Source organism: Pseudomonas sp. MEJ086 (assembly GCF_030209025.1).
In the GTDB taxonomy this organism is placed as follows: Bacteria; Pseudomonadota; Gammaproteobacteria; order Pseudomonadales; family Pseudomonadaceae; genus Aquipseudomonas; species Aquipseudomonas fulva_A.
In genome coordinates this window covers 173139-189107 of the sequence record NZ_JARVSV010000003.1, presented here as the reverse complement: position 1 = coordinate 189107, position 15969 = coordinate 173139, and the positions used below count along the sequence as shown (strand labels likewise).

At 61.7% G+C, this 15969-nt stretch carries 13 protein-coding genes; 10 read left to right on the top strand and 3 right to left on the bottom strand.

Features of this window, described 5'->3' with window-relative positions; genetic code table 11:
• Positions 1 to 50 precede the first annotated feature (50 nt).
• The 8 genes from dnaE (at position 51) to ispD (ending at position 11548) form a co-directional block, all read left to right on the top strand.
• A complete protein-coding gene (dnaE, locus tag QRN22_RS01800; protein ID WP_042555349.1) occupies positions 51 to 3590 on the top strand; it encodes a DNA polymerase III subunit alpha in 3540 nt (1179 codons plus the stop codon).
• A gap of 245 nt (positions 3591 to 3835) precedes the next feature.
• Complete coding sequence (locus tag QRN22_RS01795) at positions 3836 to 4786, top strand: acetyl-CoA carboxylase carboxyltransferase subunit alpha (protein ID WP_042555185.1); 951 nt, start codon at positions 3836 to 3838, stop codon at positions 4784 to 4786.
• Positions 4787 to 4865: 79 nt separating this feature from the next.
• Entirely contained in the window at positions 4866 to 6191 is a 1326-nt protein-coding gene (tilS, locus tag QRN22_RS01790; protein ID WP_042555186.1) for a tRNA lysidine(34) synthetase TilS, read from the top strand.
• A gap of 295 nt (positions 6192 to 6486) precedes the next feature.
• The gene (gene pyrG, locus QRN22_RS01785; protein WP_042555187.1) at positions 6487 to 8118 is read left to right on the top strand and encodes a CTP synthase; all 1632 of its coding nucleotides are present in this window, start codon (positions 6487 to 6489) and stop codon (positions 8116 to 8118) included.
• A 3-nt stretch (positions 8119 to 8121) separates the two neighbouring features.
• The gene (gene kdsA / locus QRN22_RS01780; protein ID WP_042555188.1) at positions 8122 to 8967 is read left to right on the top strand and encodes a 3-deoxy-8-phosphooctulonate synthase; all 846 of its coding nucleotides are present in this window, start codon (positions 8122 to 8124) and stop codon (positions 8965 to 8967) included.
• Positions 8968 to 9115: 148 nt separating this feature from the next.
• A complete protein-coding gene (gene eno / locus QRN22_RS01775; RefSeq protein WP_042555189.1) occupies positions 9116 to 10405 on the top strand; it encodes a phosphopyruvate hydratase in 1290 nt (429 codons plus the stop codon).
• A gap of 157 nt (positions 10406 to 10562) precedes the next feature.
• Positions 10563 to 10841, top strand: coding sequence for a cell division protein FtsB (ftsB, locus tag QRN22_RS01770; RefSeq protein ID WP_042555190.1), 279 nt, complete (start codon positions 10563 to 10565; stop codon positions 10839 to 10841).
• Positions 10838 to 11548 carry a 2-C-methyl-D-erythritol 4-phosphate cytidylyltransferase gene (gene ispD, locus QRN22_RS01765; protein ID WP_042555191.1) on the top strand — a complete coding sequence of 237 codons (711 nt, stop codon included), beginning with the start codon at positions 10838 to 10840 and terminating at the stop codon, positions 11546 to 11548. The genes ftsB and ispD overlap by 4 nt, the downstream gene beginning before the upstream one ends.
• A 124-nt stretch (positions 11549 to 11672) precedes the next feature.
• Here ispD and QRN22_RS01760 read toward each other — a convergent pair whose 3' ends face one another.
• Together QRN22_RS01760 and QRN22_RS01755 are read right to left on the bottom strand one after the other, a co-directional pair.
• A complete protein-coding gene (locus QRN22_RS01760) occupies positions 11673 to 11996 on the bottom strand; it encodes an HPF/RaiA family ribosome-associated protein (RefSeq protein ID WP_042555192.1) in 324 nt (107 codons plus the stop codon).
• A 111-nt stretch (positions 11997 to 12107) separates the two neighbouring features.
• Entirely contained in the window at positions 12108 to 12995 is an 888-nt protein-coding gene (locus QRN22_RS01755) for a LysR substrate-binding domain-containing protein (RefSeq protein ID WP_042555193.1), read from the bottom strand.
• A gap of 134 nt (positions 12996 to 13129) precedes the next feature.
• Here QRN22_RS01755 and QRN22_RS01750 point away from each other — a divergent pair, with 134 nt between their 5' ends.
• Positions 13130 to 14242 carry an S-(hydroxymethyl)glutathione dehydrogenase/class III alcohol dehydrogenase gene (locus QRN22_RS01750; protein ID WP_042555194.1) on the top strand — a complete coding sequence of 371 codons (1113 nt, stop codon included), beginning with the start codon at positions 13130 to 13132 and terminating at the stop codon, positions 14240 to 14242.
• Between the two features lie 59 nt (positions 14243 to 14301).
• The gene (gene fghA, locus QRN22_RS01745) at positions 14302 to 15147 is read left to right on the top strand and encodes an S-formylglutathione hydrolase (protein ID WP_042555195.1); all 846 of its coding nucleotides are present in this window, start codon (positions 14302 to 14304) and stop codon (positions 15145 to 15147) included.
• 56 nt (positions 15148 to 15203) lie between these two features.
• Here the strand turns inward: fghA and QRN22_RS01740 are convergent, their stop codons facing one another.
• Positions 15204 to 15749: a Dps family protein gene (locus QRN22_RS01740; protein WP_052493837.1), complete on the bottom strand. Its 546-nt coding sequence runs from the start codon at positions 15747 to 15749 to the stop codon at positions 15204 to 15206.
• Positions 15750 to 15969: the final 220 nt, after the last annotated feature.

Genomic DNA, 15969 nt, shown 5'->3' with positions numbered 1-15969 from the left:
CCAGTTACGGTACAATCCGCGTTTTGTCGCTTTTCCTGCAGGGCTTCTTCATGGCTGTTTCTTTCGTTCATCTTCGCCTGCACACCGAATACTCTCTGGTCGACGGACTGGTTCGCGTCAAACCTCTGGTCAAGGCCGTGGCCGGCTCGGGCATGCCGGCGGTGGCGGTCACCGACATGAGCAACATGTGCTCGTTGGTGAAGTTCTACAAAGCCGCCATGGGCGCCGGTATCAAGCCGATCTGTGGTGCCGATATCTGGCTTGCCAGCGCTTACGAAGACGGCCCGCTGACCCGCATGACTCTGTTGGCGATGAACCCCAAGGGCTATCGCAACCTCACCGAGCTGGTTTCCCGTGGCTGGAGTGAAGGGCAGAGCAATGATCTGGTGATCATCCAGCGTGACTGGGTGAAAGCTGCCAGCGAGGGCCTGATCGCCCTGTCCGGTGCCAAGGAAGGTGAAATCGGCCATGCGCTGCTCGATGGCGAGCTGGCTCGGGCCGAAGCGTTGCTGCAGGAATGGCAGGCCGTGTTCCCGGAGCGTTTCTATCTGGAAGTGCAGCGCACCAGCCGCGTCAATGACGAAGAGCACGTGCATGCAGCCGTGGCCCTGGCTGATAGGCAGGGGGCTCCGCTGGTCGCTACCAACGATGTGCGCTTCCTCAAGCAGGGTGACTTCGAGGCCCACGAAACTCGCGTCTGCATTGGTGAAAGCCGCATTCTCGACGACCCGCGCCGGCCACGTATCTACTCCGACCAGCAGTACCTGAAGTCGCCACAAGAGATGGCCGAGCTGTTCAGCGATCTTCCCGACGCGCTGGAAAACACCGTCGAGATCGCCAAACGCTGCAATATCGAGGTTCTGCTCGGCAAGTACTTCCTGCCTGACTTCCCCGTGCCGGAAGGCATGACCATCGACGAGTACTTCCGCAAGGTGTCGTTCGACGGCCTGGAGGAGCGCCTCGAGGTGCTGCTGCCCAAGGACACCCCGGACTACGACGCGAAGAAGCAGGTCTATATCGATCGGCTGAATTTCGAGCTGGATATCATCATCCAGATGGGCTTCCCCGGCTACTTCCTGATCGTTATGGACTTCATCCAGTGGGCCAAGAGCAACGGCGTGCCGGTCGGTCCTGGGCGGGGTTCAGGTGCCGGTTCGCTGGTGGCCTACGTGCAGAAGATCACCGACCTCGATCCGTTGGCCTACGACCTGCTGTTCGAGCGCTTCCTCAACCCCGAACGTGTATCCATGCCCGACTTCGACGTCGACTTCTGCATGGATGGCCGTGACCGGGTCATCGATTACGTGGCCGAGAAGTACGGCCGTAACGCGGTGAGCCAGATCATCACCTTCGGTTCGATGGCGGCCAAGGCGGTGGTGCGTGACGTGGCGCGGGTGCAGGGCAAGTCCTACGGCCTGGCGGATCGCCTGTCGAAGATGATTCCGTTCGAAGTCGGCATGACCCTGGAAAAGGCCTTCGAGATGGAGGAACCGCTGCGCGATTTCCTCAAGAACGACGAAGAGGCAGCCGAGATCTGGGACATGTCCCTGAAGCTCGAGGGCATCGTGCGCGGTACCGGCAAGCACGCCGGGGGCGTGGTGATCGCACCGACCAAGTTGACCGACTTTTCGCCTATCGCCTGCGATGAAGAGGGCGCCGGGCTGGTGACACAGTTCGACAAGGACGATGTCGAGCAAGCCGGCCTGGTGAAGTTCGACTTCCTCGGCCTGCGTACCCTGACCATCATCAAGTGGGCCCTGGAAACCATCCACCGCGACCAGCGTGCGGCGGGCGAGCCGGAAGAGAATCTGGTCAACATCGATTTCATCCCGCTGGATGACAAGCCGACCTATCAGATGCTGCAGAAGGCGGAGACCACCGCGGTCTTCCAGCTCGAATCGCGCGGCATGAAGGAGCTGATCAAGAAGCTCAAGCCCGACTGCCTGGAAGACATGATCGCTCTGGTGGCGTTGTTCCGTCCTGGTCCGTTGCAGTCCGGCATGGTGGATGACTTCATCAACCGCAAGCACGGTCGTGCCGAACTGTCCTATCCGCATCCTGATTACCAGTACGCGGGCCTGGAGCCGGTACTCAAGCCGACCTACGGGATCATCCTCTACCAGGAACAGGTCATGCAGATCGCCCAGGTCATGGGCGGTTATACCCTCGGCCAGGCGGACATGCTGCGCCGTGCCATGGGCAAGAAGAAGCCCGAGGAAATGGCCAAGCAGCGTGGTGGTTTCATCGAAGGCTGTGCCAACAACAATATCGATGCCGAGCTGGCGGGCAACATCTTCGACCTGGTGGAAAAGTTCGCCGGTTATGGTTTCAACAAGTCTCACTCGGCGGCCTATGGCCTGGTTTCCTACCAGACCGCCTGGCTGAAGGCGCATTACCCGGCGCCGTTCATGGCTGCGGTACTGTCGGCGGACATGCACAACACCGACAAGGTGGTGATCCTCATCGAGGAATGCCGCAACATGAAGTTGCGCATCGATCCGCCAGATGTGAACGCCTCCGAGTTCAAGTTCACCGTCAGTCATGACGCGAACGACGTGCCGCGGATTCTTTATGGCCTGGGCGCGGTCAAGGGTGTTGGCGAAGGCCCGGTCGAGGCGATTGTCGAGGCGCGTCAGGACGGCCCGTTCAAGGATCTGTTCGACTTCTGCTCGCGGGTCGACCTCAAGCGCATCAACAAACGCACCATGGATGCATTGATCCGCAGTGGTGCGCTGGATCGTCTGGGGCCGCACTTTTACGACGAGCTCAAGGCCTATCAGGCCAATATCGACCGCAATCGTGCGGTGTTGCTGTCGGCGATGGAGGAGGCCGTTCAGGCCGCCGAGCAGACCGCGCGCAGTCATGATAGTGGCCATATGGATCTGTTCGGCGGCGTGTTCGCCAGCCCCGAGGCGGACGTTTACGCCAACCATCACCGCGCCAAGGAGCTATCGCTCAAAGAGCGACTCAAGGGCGAGAAGGACACCCTGGGCCTTTATCTGACCGGCCACCCGATCGACGAGTACGAAAGCGAAGTGCGGCGTTTCGCCCGCCAGCGCATCGTCGATCTCAAGCCGGCACGTGACACCCAGACCGTCGCCGGCCTGATCGTCAACCTGCGGGTGATGAAGAACAAGAAGGGCGACAAGATGGGGTTCATCACCCTGGACGACCGTTCCGGGCGTATCGAGGCCTCGCTGTTCGCCGATGCCTTCGCCAGCAACCAGGCGCTGCTGCAGAGCGATGCTCTGGTGGTGGTGGAAGGGGAAGTCAGCAACGACGACTTCTCCGGTGGCATGCGTTTGCGCGCCAAGCGAGTGATGAGTCTCGAGGAGGCGCGTACCGGGCTGGCCGAGAGTTTGCGCGTTCGCGTGCAGGCCACTGCCTTGAAGGGTGATCGTCTACGCTGGCTGGGTGAGCTGTGCCGTCGTCACCGTGGCGCCTGCCCGATCACCGTGGACTACACCGGTGCCGATGCCAAAGCCTTGCTGCAGTTTGGCGAGGACTGGCGAATCGACCCGGCCGACAGCTTGATTCAAGCTTTGCGTGACCAGTTCGGACGAGAAAACGTCTTCCTGCAATACCGCTAGAATTGCGGTGCTGAAATGCGGGGCCAAGGCTCCGCACGAAGCCCGTGACACTGCATGATCGCCGCCGACGCGACCGAACCCCTCCGGGTTTGGCTGCCGAGTGAATGCCAAGGTGCATTCGCTGGCAGATTCGCTGCCGGAAGTGCCTTGCAAGTGTCGACCTGAATGCGCCTGTTCCTATAAGGTAGGCGCCAAATGGATACACGCTCCCCGGCCCTGTGGCCGTCGACGCATGACGGATGCCTATGAACCCGAATTATCTCGATTTCGAACAGCCGATTGCCGACCTGCAAGCCAAGATCGAAGAGCTTCGCCTGGTTGGTAATGACAACTCCCTGAACATCGGCGACGAAATCGCCCGTCTGCAGGACAAGAGCAGTACGCTGACCGAGAGCATCTTCGGCAATCTGACCAGTTGGCAGATCGCCAGGCTTGCCCGTCACCCGCAGCGGCCTTATACCCTGGACTACCTGCAACACATCTTCACCGAGTTCGACGAGCTGCACGGTGATCGTCATTTCTCCGACGACGCCGCCATCGTTGGTGGCGTTGCGCGCCTCAATGGCCAGCCGGCCATGGTCATCGGCCACCAGAAGGGCCGTGAGGTTCGCGAGAAGGTACGTCGCAACTTCGGCATGCCGCGTCCTGAAGGTTACCGCAAGGCCTGTCGCCTGATGGAAATGGCCGAGCGCTTCAAGATGCCGATCCTGACCTTCATCGACACCCCGGGCGCCTACCCGGGTATCGATGCCGAAGAGCGCGGCCAGAGCGAAGCGATCGCCTGGAACCTGCGTGTCATGGCGCGTCTGAAAACGCCGATCATCTCCACCGTCATCGGTGAGGGTGGTTCCGGTGGTGCACTGGCCATTGGCGTGTGCGACAACCTGAACATGCTGCAGTATTCGACCTATGCGGTGATTTCGCCGGAAGGTTGTGCGTCGATCCTGTGGAAAACCGCCGAAAAGGCACCGGACGCCGCTGAAGCCATGGGTATCACCGCCGAGCGCCTGAAGGGCCTGGGCATCGTCGACAAGGTGATCGCCGAGCCTCTGGGTGGTGCGCACCGTGATCCGGCCGCTGCCGCTGAATCCATCCGCCAGGTCCTGAGCGCTCAGCTCGAGGATCTCGGCAAACTCGATACCGATGCCCTGCTGGCGCGTCGTTACGAGCGTCTGATGAGCTACGGTATCGCCTGATGCCGGTTTGCCCCGCAGGCATGCGAGTCGCCGTGCTGGCGACGCGCATGCCTGCGGGGTCGCTTCGCTGAACCGCCGCATGCCCCTCGAATCGGCTCTGCTCGCGCGCCTCGCTCCGTGGCGTGAGGCATCTTCCTGGCGAGTCGCTTTCTCCGGCGGGCTCGACTCCACCGTGCTTCTGCACACGCTGGCAGTGGCTGCTCGAAGCCATGCGCTGCCCCCCATCTCCGCTATCCATGTGCATCACGGTTTGCAGGCCGCGGCTGACGCCTGGCCGCTGCATTGCCAGCGCCTGTGCGATGAGTTGGGCGTGCCGCTGCATGTCGAGCATGTGCAGGTCGCGCCGGGTGCCAGTTTGGAGCGAGCGGCGCGTGACGCTCGTTATGCTGCGTTTTCCGCGCGGCTGAATCCCGGGGAGGTACTGCTGCTCGCTCAGCATCAGGACGATCAGGCGGAGACCGTTCTCTATCGTCTGCTGCGTGGTGCTGGGGTGCGCGGTCTGGCGGCCATGGCGGCCAGCCGTGCGCTGGCCGCCGGGCATGCCGTGCGCCCCCTGCTGGACGTGCCGCGCAGCGCGCTGGAGGCTCATGCCGAGGCGCATGGGCTGCGCTGGGTGGAGGACCCGTCGAATGCCGACACCCGCCTTGCGCGCAATTTTTTACGTCGCGAGGTCCTGCCGCTCTTGCACAGGCATTGGCCTAAAGCATCCCAGGTACTGGCCCGTACCGCGGAGCATCAGGCCGAGGCGCTGGGGTTGCTGCAGGAGCTCGCCGAGCTCGATCTGCAGCGAGCCCAGGCGTCGCCGGCTTTCGATTGGCTAACCGTTCCCAGTCTGGATCTGCAGGCGTTGCGCGGACTTTCCGATGCCCGTCAACGCAACGTGCTGCGCCACTGGCTGGCGGATTTCACCCGCTTGCCCGATAGTCGCCATTGGCAGGGGTGGGTCGATCTGCGTGATGCGGGGCCCGACGCCAGCCCGGTCTGGCGACTGGAAAGCGGCGAGTTGCGACGTCATGGCGGTTGCCTGTTCTGGCTCGGTACTGGCTGGTCTGCAACCTGGTCGCGCCAGGCGCAGCCCTGGCCTCTGGTTGAGCAGCCACTGGCATTGCCGGGTAATGGTCGCGTCTGGCTCGAGGGCACCATACCGGAGGGGCGGTTGAGCGTCGGCTATCGTCAGGGCGGCGAGATTCTCGAGGTGCCAGGGCGCGGTCGGCGTGATCTCAAGCGTCTCCTGCAGGAAGCCGGTGTGCCCGAATTCGTCCGTGGGCGCATCCCGCTGCTGTTGTGCGACGGACGGCCCGTGGCGCTAGCCAATCTGCTCGCCAGCCCCGGTTGCGGTACGTTTCACTGGCAGCCAGCGCAGATCGATCGGCATCTTGCCGGGGCTGTCGACATACGCGCGTGAGGGCTGGCTGCCGCGTCGATGTCGCAGGCGCCAAGCCCCAGGCCAGAGGCTTTTCCGGGTTTCGTGCAAGTCTCGTCTCAGCAGCTTTTGCGCTGCTTCGGACTTCGTGTTCTTCCCCACTCAGGACGTTTCCGGTAGACTACGCTCCCGTCTCTATTCAGGTATTCGCTGCTTCTCCAGAAGCGGTGGATGTTTGCTATTTGCCAGCATGGTTCGCCATGTTTGCTAAGGTGAACCAAGGCCTTCTCTGCTCCCCGGCGGCTCGACCGCCACTGCTGACTTCTTAGGGTTTTTCATGACGCGCTTCATTTTCGTCACGGGTGGTGTTGTTTCTTCATTGGGGAAAGGCATCGCCTCGGCATCCTTGGCGGCAATCCTGGAGGCGCGGGGCCTGAAGGTCACGATGCTCAAACTGGATCCCTACATCAACGTCGATCCGGGCACCATGAGCCCGTTCCAGCACGGTGAAGTGTTCGTCACTCACGACGGTGCCGAGACCGATCTCGACTTGGGTCACTACGAGCGGTTCATCCGCACCACGATGACCAAGAGCAACAACTTCACTACCGGCCGCGTCTACGAAGACGTGCTGCGCAAAGAGCGCCGTGGTGATTATCTGGGCGCGACCATCCAGGTCATCCCGCACATCACCGACGAGATCAAGCGCCGCATCATCAAGGGTGCCGGCGACGCCGACGTCGCCATGGTCGAAATCGGCGGCACCGTGGGGGATATCGAGTCGCAGCCGTTCCTCGAGGCTATCCGCCAGCTGCGTTTCGAAGTGGGCGCCAAGCGCGCCATGCTGATGCACCTGACGCTGGTTCCGTACATCGCCACCGCAGGCGAAACCAAGACCAAGCCGACCCAGCACTCGGTCAAGGAACTGCGCTCCATCGGCCTGCAGCCGGACGTACTGGTGTGCCGCTCCGATCACCCGATCGACCTGTCGTCGCGCCGCAAGATCGCCCAGTTCACCAACGTCGAGGAGCGTGCCGTAATCGCCCTGGAAGACGCCGACACCATCTACAAGATCCCGGGCATCCTGCACTCGCAGGGCCTGGATGATTTCGTCGTCGAGCGTTTCGCTCTGGAATGCCGCGGTGCCGACCTGTCCGAGTGGGATCGCGTGGTCGATGCCAAGCTGAACCCGGAAAAAGAAGTCAACATCGCCATGGTCGGCAAGTACATGGAGCTTCTGGATGCCTACAAGTCGCTGATCGAAGCGATGAGCCATGCCGGTATCAGCAACCGTACCAAGGTCAACCTGCGCTATATCGATTCCGAAGACATCGAGAACAAGGGCACCGACCTGCTGCAGGGCGTCGATGCCATTCTGGTTCCAGGCGGTTTCGGTCTGCGTGGCGTGGAAGGCAAGATCAAGACCGTCCAGTACGCTCGCGAGAACAAGATTCCCTACCTGGGCATCTGCCTGGGCATGCAGGTGGCGGTCATCGAGTTCGCCCGTAACGTGTTGGGCTGGGATGATGCCAACTCCACCGAGTTCGACATCGCCAGCAAGCATCCGGTGGTCGGTCTGATCACCGAGTGGCAGGATGCGACCGGCGCGACCGAACAGCGCACCGAAGCCTCCGACCTTGGCGGCACCATGCGCCTGGGCGCCCAGGATTGCCAACTGCTGAGCGGCTCCAAGGTTCACGATTGCTACGGCAAGGACGTGATCGTCGAGCGCCACCGCCATCGCTACGAAGTGAACAACAACCTGCTGCCGCAACTGATCGACGCTGGCCTGAAGGTCACCGGTCGTTCGGGTGACGGCGCCCTGGTCGAAGTGGTCGAGAGCGCGGATCATCCATGGTTCGTCGCCTGTCAGTTCCACCCGGAATTCACCTCCACGCCGCGTGACGGCCACCCGCTGTTCAGTGGTTTCGTCAACGCCGCACTGGCGCACCAAGCGAAGAAGGCCTGACCCATGGCGCAGAAGACCATCCGCGTTGGCGCGATCGATGTCGCCAACGACAAGCCGTTCGTGCTGTTTGGCGGGATCAACGTGCTGGAGTCCCGTGACCTCGCGCTGCGTACCTGCGAGGAATACGTGCGGGTTACCGAAAAGCTCGGTATCCCTTATGTGTTCAAGGCAAGCTTCGACAAGGCCAACCGTTCGTCGGTGACTTCCTTCCGCGGCCCTGGCCTGGAAGAGGGCATGAAGATCTTCGAGGAAGTGAAGAAGACCTTCGGCGTGCCGGTGATCACCGATGTGCACGAACCCCACCAGGCGCAGCCGGTGGCGGACGTCTGCGACATCATCCAGTTGCCTGCCTTCCTCTCGCGGCAGACCGACCTGGTGGTGGCCATGGCCAAGACCGGTGCGGTGATCAACATCAAGAAGGCGCAGTTCCTCGCGCCTCAGGAAATGAAACATATTCTCGCCAAGTGTGTCGAAGCCGGGAACGATCAGCTCATCCTCTGCGAGCGTGGTTCTTCCTTCGGGTACAACAACCTGGTGGTGGACATGCTGGGCTTCGGCATCATGAAGGCCTTCGAGTACCCGGTGTTCTTCGACGTCACCCACGCCTTGCAGATGCCGGGCGGGCGCTCGGATTCTGCGGGCGGGCGTCGTGCCCAGGTGACCGAGCTGGCCAAGGCTGGCATGAGCCAGGGGTTGGCCGGGCTGTTCCTCGAGGCGCATCCGGATCCGGAAAATGCCAAGTGCGATGGCCCTTGTGCCTTGCGTCTCGACAAGCTCGAGCCGTTCCTGGCGCAGCTCAAGCAGCTGGATGATCTGATCAAGAGTCAGGATCCGATCGAAACCGCCTGACCGGCGTTTCCACGGTTCGCTTATCTGTTTCACCGCCCGGCCTTTTGGCCGGGTTTGTCATGTCAGCCCGGTCCGCCGTTGATCGTGCCCGGTGCTGGCAGCCGAATGCAGCAGTGCGTTTTCGACAATTTCTGGAGAGCTTACAAGAATGGCAAAGATCGTCGACATCAAGGGTCGTGAGGTTCTCGACTCCCGTGGCAACCCCACCGTGGAAGCGGACGTAATCCTCGACAATGGCATCGTCGGTAGCGCCTGTGCGCCTTCCGGTGCCTCCACCGGTTCGCGCGAAGCGCTGGAACTGCGTGATGGCGACAAGAGCCGTTACCTCGGCAAGGGCGTTCTCAAGGCCGTTGGCAACATCAATGGCCCGATCCGCGATGCGCTGCTGGGCAAGGATCCGGTCGACCAGAAGGCTCTGGACAAGATCATGATCGATCTGGACGGCACCGAAAACAAAGCCACTCTGGGCGCCAACGCGATCCTCGCCGTCTCCCTGGCAGCCGCCAAGGCCGCCGCCCAGGATCAGGATCTGCCGCTGTACGCGCACATCGCCAACCTCAATGGCACCCCTGGCCAGTACTCCATGCCCGTACCGATGATGAACATCATCAACGGCGGCGAGCATGCCGACAACAACGTCGATATCCAGGAATTCATGGTGCAGCCGGTTGGTGCGAAGAACTTCGCCGACGGCCTGCGCATCGGCGCGGAAATCTTCCATCACCTCAAGGCCGTGCTGAAGGCTCGTGGCCTGAGCACCGCTGTTGGCGACGAGGGCGGTTTCGCGCCGAACCTGGCTTCCAACGAAGACGCGCTGTCGGCCATTGCCGAAGCCGTGGCCAATGCGGGTTACAAGCTGGGCACTGACGTCACCCTGGCACTGGACTGCGCGGCCAGCGAGTTCTACGAAGACGGCAAGTACAACCTGTCTGGCGAGGGTAAGTCCTTCGATGCCGAAGGTTTTGCCGAGTACCTGAAAGGCCTGACCGAGCGCTTCCCGATCATCTCCATCGAAGACGGTCTGGACGAGTCCGACTGGGCAGGCTGGAAGATCCTCACCGACAAGATCGGCAACAAGGTTCAGCTGGTTGGCGACGACCTGTTCGTGACCAACACCAAGATCCTCAAGGAAGGCATCGACAAGGGTATCGGTAACTCGATCCTGATCAAGTTCAACCAGATCGGCTCGCTGACCGAAACCCTGGAAGCCATCCAGATGGCCAAGGCTGCTGGTTACACCGCGGTCATCTCGCACCGCAGTGGCGAGACCGAAGACAGCACCATCGCCGATCTGGCGGTCGGTACTGCCGCTGGTCAGATCAAGACCGGCTCGCTGTGCCGCTCCGACCGCGTATCCAAGTACAACCAGTTGCTGCGTATCGAAGAGCAACTGGGCGCCAAGGCGCCGTACCGTGGTCGCGGCGAGTTCCGCGGCTAAGGTAGGTTCGCTCGGCGAGGTGGTCAACACCTCGCCACGCGGACGCTGTGAAGATCTGTCGAGTCGACTTCACGGTCTTGTCGGATGCCGATGACGCAGGGAGAATCGACAGATGTCCGCAGCAGCGACCCTTTCTTATCCGAGTGCCTCACCTGCCATGCGTAGTTCCTACTGGCTGTTTCTCGTTCTGGTTCTGGTACTTGCAGGGCTGCAATATCGCCTGTGGGTCGGCGAGGGCAGTCTGGCGCAGGTTACCGATCTGCAGCAGCAGATTGCCGACCAGGAAGGCGAGAACGAGCGTCTGCTCGAGCGCAACCGCATCCTCGAGGCGGAAGTGATGGAGCTCAAGAAAGGCATGGAAACCGTCGAAGAGCGAGCCCGCCATGAGCTGGGCATGGTCAAGGACGGCGAAACCCTCTATCAGTTGGCTGAATGAACACTCCTGATCTGCCGTCCTTCTGGGCGGTGATTCCGGCCGCCGGTATCGGCAGCCGTATGCGTGCCGACAAGCCCAAGCAGTATCTGCAGCTGGCCGGCAAGAGCATTCTCGAACATACCCTCAACTGTTTCCTCGACCATCCGTGCCTGCGTGGCGTGGTGGTCAGCCTGGCCGAGGACGACCCGTTCTGGCCAAACCTGAGTTGCGCCCGCGACCCGCGCATCCATATTGCCAACGGCGGTGCCGAGCGCGCCGACTCGGTGCTCAATGCGTTGCTGCGTCTGGGAGAACTGGGCGCCAGTGAGCAGGATTGGGTGCTGGTGCACGACGCAGCACGGCCCAATCTGGCGCAGTCCGATCTCGACCTTCTACTGGCCGAGCTGGCTGACGATGCGGTAGGCGGGCTGCTTGCCGTTCCCGCTCGTGACACCCTCAAGCGTATCGGCAGCGATGGGCGTGTGCGCGAAACCATCGATCGCTCGGTCATCTGGCAGGCCTACACACCGCAGATGTTCCGCCTGGGTGCCTTGCACCGCGCGCTCGCCGAAGCACTGGTATCGGATGTTGCAGTGACCGACGAAGCGTCGGCCATCGAGTGGGCCGGTCAGTCGCCACGTCTCGTCGAAGGCCGGGCGGATAACCTCAAGGTCACCCGCCCGGAAGACCTGCACTATCTGGAGCGCGTCTGGCGCGGCCGCAGCTGACGCCGTTGCTCCACCGGTAGGAGCCCCGCCCCCGCGGCGAATCCTTCAGGCGACGCCGGCACCGCGGCAAGGCCCCATCGATTCGTACTGGGGCGATGCTCCGGGTGGCGCAGGTGGACCGCTCTCAGTGAATCCACTTGTTGGCGTTTTTGCCAAGGTTGCGATCGAGCACACTGGTGAGCCTGTTCATGGCGCCGTCGATGGCCTGCTGCATTTCGCAGGCATCGAAGGACACCGACATGGGGTCGCGCCCCTTCATGCGTGCTTCTACCTTGCAGCGTTTGTCCTGGGGGCCGCTTTTCAGGGCGTTTTCGTCGGAGAGATGAATTTCCACGCGGGTGAGATGTTCCTCATAGCGCTGTAACTTGTCTCGTACTCGGCTTCGGATATCCGTCTTGAATGCCATCGAGGTGTCGACGTGTTTTCCGCTGTTGACCATGACCTGCATAACCATTTCCTCATGCTGGTGGGTTCGCAACGGCCCGAACAAGGGCCTCATGATTTACGACGGGGTGATGACGACAGAGGTTCGCTGACGGTTGTGACAGCATATGAGCGGCTAGGTGTATTCGACTCGTTGGCTCAAACCGTCACGCAACGCATCGATCAGTTGCCTGACCTTGGGCGACAGATGCCGTTGTTGCGGGTAGAGCGCCCACACCGCGGTATTCGGTGGCTGGTGATTGGCGAGCAGGGACACCAGGGCGCCACTGCGCAGGTGTTCGAGCACGTAATAGTCGGGCAGCTGGCACAGGCCCAGCCCGCCGAGCGCCGCATCCAGCACGGCCTGGCCGCTGTTGCAGCGCCAGTTGCCCTGAACCCGTTGAGAGGCTTCGCGGCCATCTAGCTGGAATGTCCAGACATCGCTGCTGCCAACCAGGCAATTGTGTCGAGCCAGCTCCGAGAGGCTGTGCGGGCGACCGTAGCGCTGCAGGTAGTCAGGCGATGCGCACAGGTACATGCGCCTTGGCGCCAGGCGCGTCGCGAGCATTCGCGAGTCCTGCAGGCGGCCCAGGCGAATGGCGATGTCGAAACCGTCCTGGAGCAGGTCCAGGGTGCGATTGCTCAGTTCGATATCCACGGAAAGCCTCGGGTGGCGGGCGGCGAAGGCGGTGACCAATGGCACGATGAAGCGCTCGCCATAGGCCACCGCACAGGTCATGCGCAGCAGCCCCTTGGGCTCGCCGCCCAGATCGCCAATCGCATTGAGCGCTTCCTCCCGTGCATCCTGCAGGCGCTGGCAATGCTGCAGAAAGGTCTGACCCGCCTCGGTCAGCGCCACCTTGCGCGTGGTGCGATAGAACAGCCGGGTATGCAGGCGTTCTTCCAGGCGGGCGATTTGTCGGCTTACCTGGGATGAAGACAACCCCAGGCGTTCGGCGGCAGCCGTGAACTGGCCGCATTCCGCCACAGCGACGAATTCGTCCAGGCCTTCCCAGCGATTCATGTTCTTCCCCTTTTGCTTGGCCAGCGATTGATTGTCCCTAGATGGCAATAATGTTTTGCATTCTGCCTGATTATCTCTCGCTGTGGGTCTACTACACTCCCTCCCCATCGCTTTCCCATCAGGAGAATCTGGATATGATCAAGTCGCGCGCCGCCGTAGCCTTTGCGCCCAACGAGCCGCTGAAAATCGTCGAAGTGGATGTCGAGCCGCCCAAGGCTGGGGAAGTGCTGGTACGCATCGTCGCGACCGGTGTTTGCCACACCGACGCCTACACCCTGTCCGGTGCCGACTCCGAGGGCGTATTCCCCTCGATCCTCGGCCACGAAGGTGGCGGCATCGTCGAAGCCATCGGCGAGGGCGTGACATCGGTGGCTGTAGGGGATCACGTGATTCCGCTGTACACCGCCGAATGCCGCAAGTGCAAATTCTGCCTGTCGGGCAAGACCAACCTGTGCAGCTCGGTGCGTGCTACCCAGGGCAAGGGCCTGATGCCCGATGGTACGTCGCGCTTCAGCTACAACGGTGAGCCGATCTATCACTACATGGGCTGCTCGACGTTCTCCGAATACACCGTCCTGCCGGAAGTCTCCCTGGCTGTCATTCCGAAGGAAGCGCCGCTGGAAAAGGTCTGCCTGCTCGGCTGTGGCGTGACCACCGGTATCGGCGCTGTGCTGAACACCGCCAAGGTGGAGGAGGGCGCCACCGTTGCCATCTTCGGCCTGGGTGGCATCGGCCTGGCAGCGATCATCGGAGCGAAGATGGCCAAGGCCTCGCGCATCATCGCCGTCGATATCAATCCGGCCAAGTTCGACGTGGCCCGCGAGTTGGGCGCGACCGACTTCGTCAATCCGAAGGATTACGACAAGCCGATCCAGGACGTGATCATCGAGTTGACCGATGGCGGTGTGGACTACAGCTTCGAATGCGTCGGCAACGTGCAACTGATGCGCGCCGCACTGGAGTGCGCGCACAAGGGCTGGGGTGAAAGCGTGATCATCGGTGTGGCCGGTGCTGGCCAGGAAATCAGCACCCGCCCGTTCCAGCTGGTAACCGGTCGCGTTTGGCGTGGTTCGGCTTTCGGTGGCGTCAAGGGCCGCACCGAATTGCCGAGCTATGTGGAGAAGTCGCAGAGTGGCGAAATCCCGCTGGATACCTTCATTACCCACACCATGGGCCTGGAGCAGATCAACGACGCCTTCGATCTGATGCACGAAGGCAAGAGCATCCGCACCGTCATCCACTATTGATCAGTGGGGCGGATAACGCCGTCGCCCGACGGCTTGTCCGCCGCCCGTGAGGACTCGTCATGACTTTGGAAATCGTTTCCAGCAACAAGAGCTTTGGCGGCTGGCACAAGCGCTATCGCCACCGCTCCACGTCGCTCAACTGCGACATGGTGTTCGCCGTCTATCTGCCGCCGCAAGCCGAGAAGGGCGCCAGGCTGCCAGTGCTGTATTGGCTCAGCGGGCTGACCTGCACCGACGAGAACTTCATGCAGAAGGCCGGCGCCCAGCGCATGGCAGCCGAGCTCGGCCTGATCATCGTCGCCCCGGACACCAGCCCGCGCGGTGAGGGCGTGCCGGACGACGCCAATGGCGCCTACGACTTCGGTCTGGGTGCCGGCTTCTACGTCAATGCGACGCAGGAGCCCTGGGCGCGTCATTACCGCATGTATGATTACGTGGTGCAGGAACTGCCGACGTTGATCGAGGCCAACTTTCCGGTATCCGACAAGCGCGGTATCGCCGGACACTCCATGGGCGGCCACGGCGCGTTGATCTGCGCGCTCAAGAATCCGGGGCGTTATGCTTCGGTCTCGGCTTTTTCGCCGATCACCAATCCGCTGAACTGCCCGTGGGGCGAGAAGGCGTTTTCCAACTATCTCGGTGAAGACCGATCGCGCTGGCGCGAATGGGATGCCAGCGTGCTGATCGCCGATGCGACGGAGAAGTTACCGATTCTGGTGGATCAGGGAGATCGTGACGATTTTCTCGACGGCCAGCTCAAGCCTCATGCGCTGGAAGCGGCGGCCAAGGCGGCCGGCCATCCGCTGACCCTGCGCCTGCAACCGGGGTATGACCACAGCTACTACTTCATCGCCAGTTTCATCGAAGACCACTTGCGCCATCATGCCGAGGCGCTGGCTCGCTGAATGAAAAAGGGCGCTACCGGTTCAACCGGCAGCGCCCTTCCTTTCGCTGCTACAGATCACTCACCCAGACTGGATCTCAGCATCCAGGCATTCTGCTCGTGCACGCCGATGCGCGCTACAAGCATGTCGTGGCTGAACAGGTCACCGGCTTCTTCGGCCAGTTCAGCGAACTCGCTCATGCGCCGAGCCACTGCTTCGTTGTCCTTCACCAGCTCGCCGATCATCTGCGGTGTAGGTTTGTGTGGCGCTTCATTGTCGATGACGGTGAGCGCGCGGAAGGTTTCCCCACCGGTCGGCGCCAGTTTGCCCAGGGCGCGGATACGCTCGGCAAGCTCGTCAGCGGCCTGATGAATTTCGTTGTATTGCGCGTCGGTCAGCTTGTGCAGGCCATAGAAGTTCGAGCCTTGCACGTTCCAGTGCACGCCCAGGGTCTTGACGTACAGGGTGTAGCTGTCCGCGACCGCCTTGGTCAGTGCTTCAGCGACCTTCTCGCGGGCAGCGCCATCGACGCTGGTATTGATGGCCAGGCCATCGCCCTTGAGTTTCTGTGCGCTGGCTTTTGCCTTGGGTTTTGCTGCTGTCGGTTTGCGTGCTACGGCCATGATGGTCTCCATGGTTGCTAGAAATGTTTTGCTACCTCTTGTCGACTATCCGTAGGGCGAGAACATTCCAACATTTTCGCGATATAGAGTTTGCGAAGGCGGTGGAGGGGGAAGCTGCCTTGCGGTTTTTCTCTTCAGGTCGCCTGTACGGTCGCGCGCTGACGCCCTGAGCAACCTGTGCCGGAGCGCGGTGTTTTGCTCGACATGGAGATCACTGAAA

Coding starts and splice junctions, on each gene's coding strand:
- dnaE (WP_042555349.1), top strand. CDS start 51: ATGGCTGTTTCTTTCGTTCATCTTCGCCTGCACACCGAATACTCTCTG.
- QRN22_RS01795 (WP_042555185.1), top strand. CDS start 3,836: ATGAACCCGAATTATCTCGATTTCGAACAGCCGATTGCCGACCTGCAA.
- tilS (WP_042555186.1), top strand. CDS start 4,866: ATGCCCCTCGAATCGGCTCTGCTCGCGCGCCTCGCTCCGTGGCGTGAG.
- pyrG (WP_042555187.1), top strand. CDS start 6,487: ATGACGCGCTTCATTTTCGTCACGGGTGGTGTTGTTTCTTCATTGGGG.
- kdsA (WP_042555188.1), top strand. CDS start 8,122: ATGGCGCAGAAGACCATCCGCGTTGGCGCGATCGATGTCGCCAACGAC.
- eno (WP_042555189.1), top strand. CDS start 9,116: ATGGCAAAGATCGTCGACATCAAGGGTCGTGAGGTTCTCGACTCCCGT.
- ftsB (WP_042555190.1), top strand. CDS start 10,563: ATGCGTAGTTCCTACTGGCTGTTTCTCGTTCTGGTTCTGGTACTTGCA.
- ispD (WP_042555191.1), top strand. CDS start 10,838: ATGAACACTCCTGATCTGCCGTCCTTCTGGGCGGTGATTCCGGCCGCC.
- QRN22_RS01760 (WP_042555192.1), bottom strand. CDS start 11,996: ATGCAGGTCATGGTCAACAGCGGAAAACACGTCGACACCTCGATGGCA.
- QRN22_RS01755 (WP_042555193.1), bottom strand. CDS start 12,995: ATGAATCGCTGGGAAGGCCTGGACGAATTCGTCGCTGTGGCGGAATGC.
- QRN22_RS01750 (WP_042555194.1), top strand. CDS start 13,130: ATGATCAAGTCGCGCGCCGCCGTAGCCTTTGCGCCCAACGAGCCGCTG.
- fghA (WP_042555195.1), top strand. CDS start 14,302: ATGACTTTGGAAATCGTTTCCAGCAACAAGAGCTTTGGCGGCTGGCAC.
- QRN22_RS01740 (WP_052493837.1), bottom strand. CDS start 15,749: ATGGCCGTAGCACGCAAACCGACAGCAGCAAAACCCAAGGCAAAAGCC.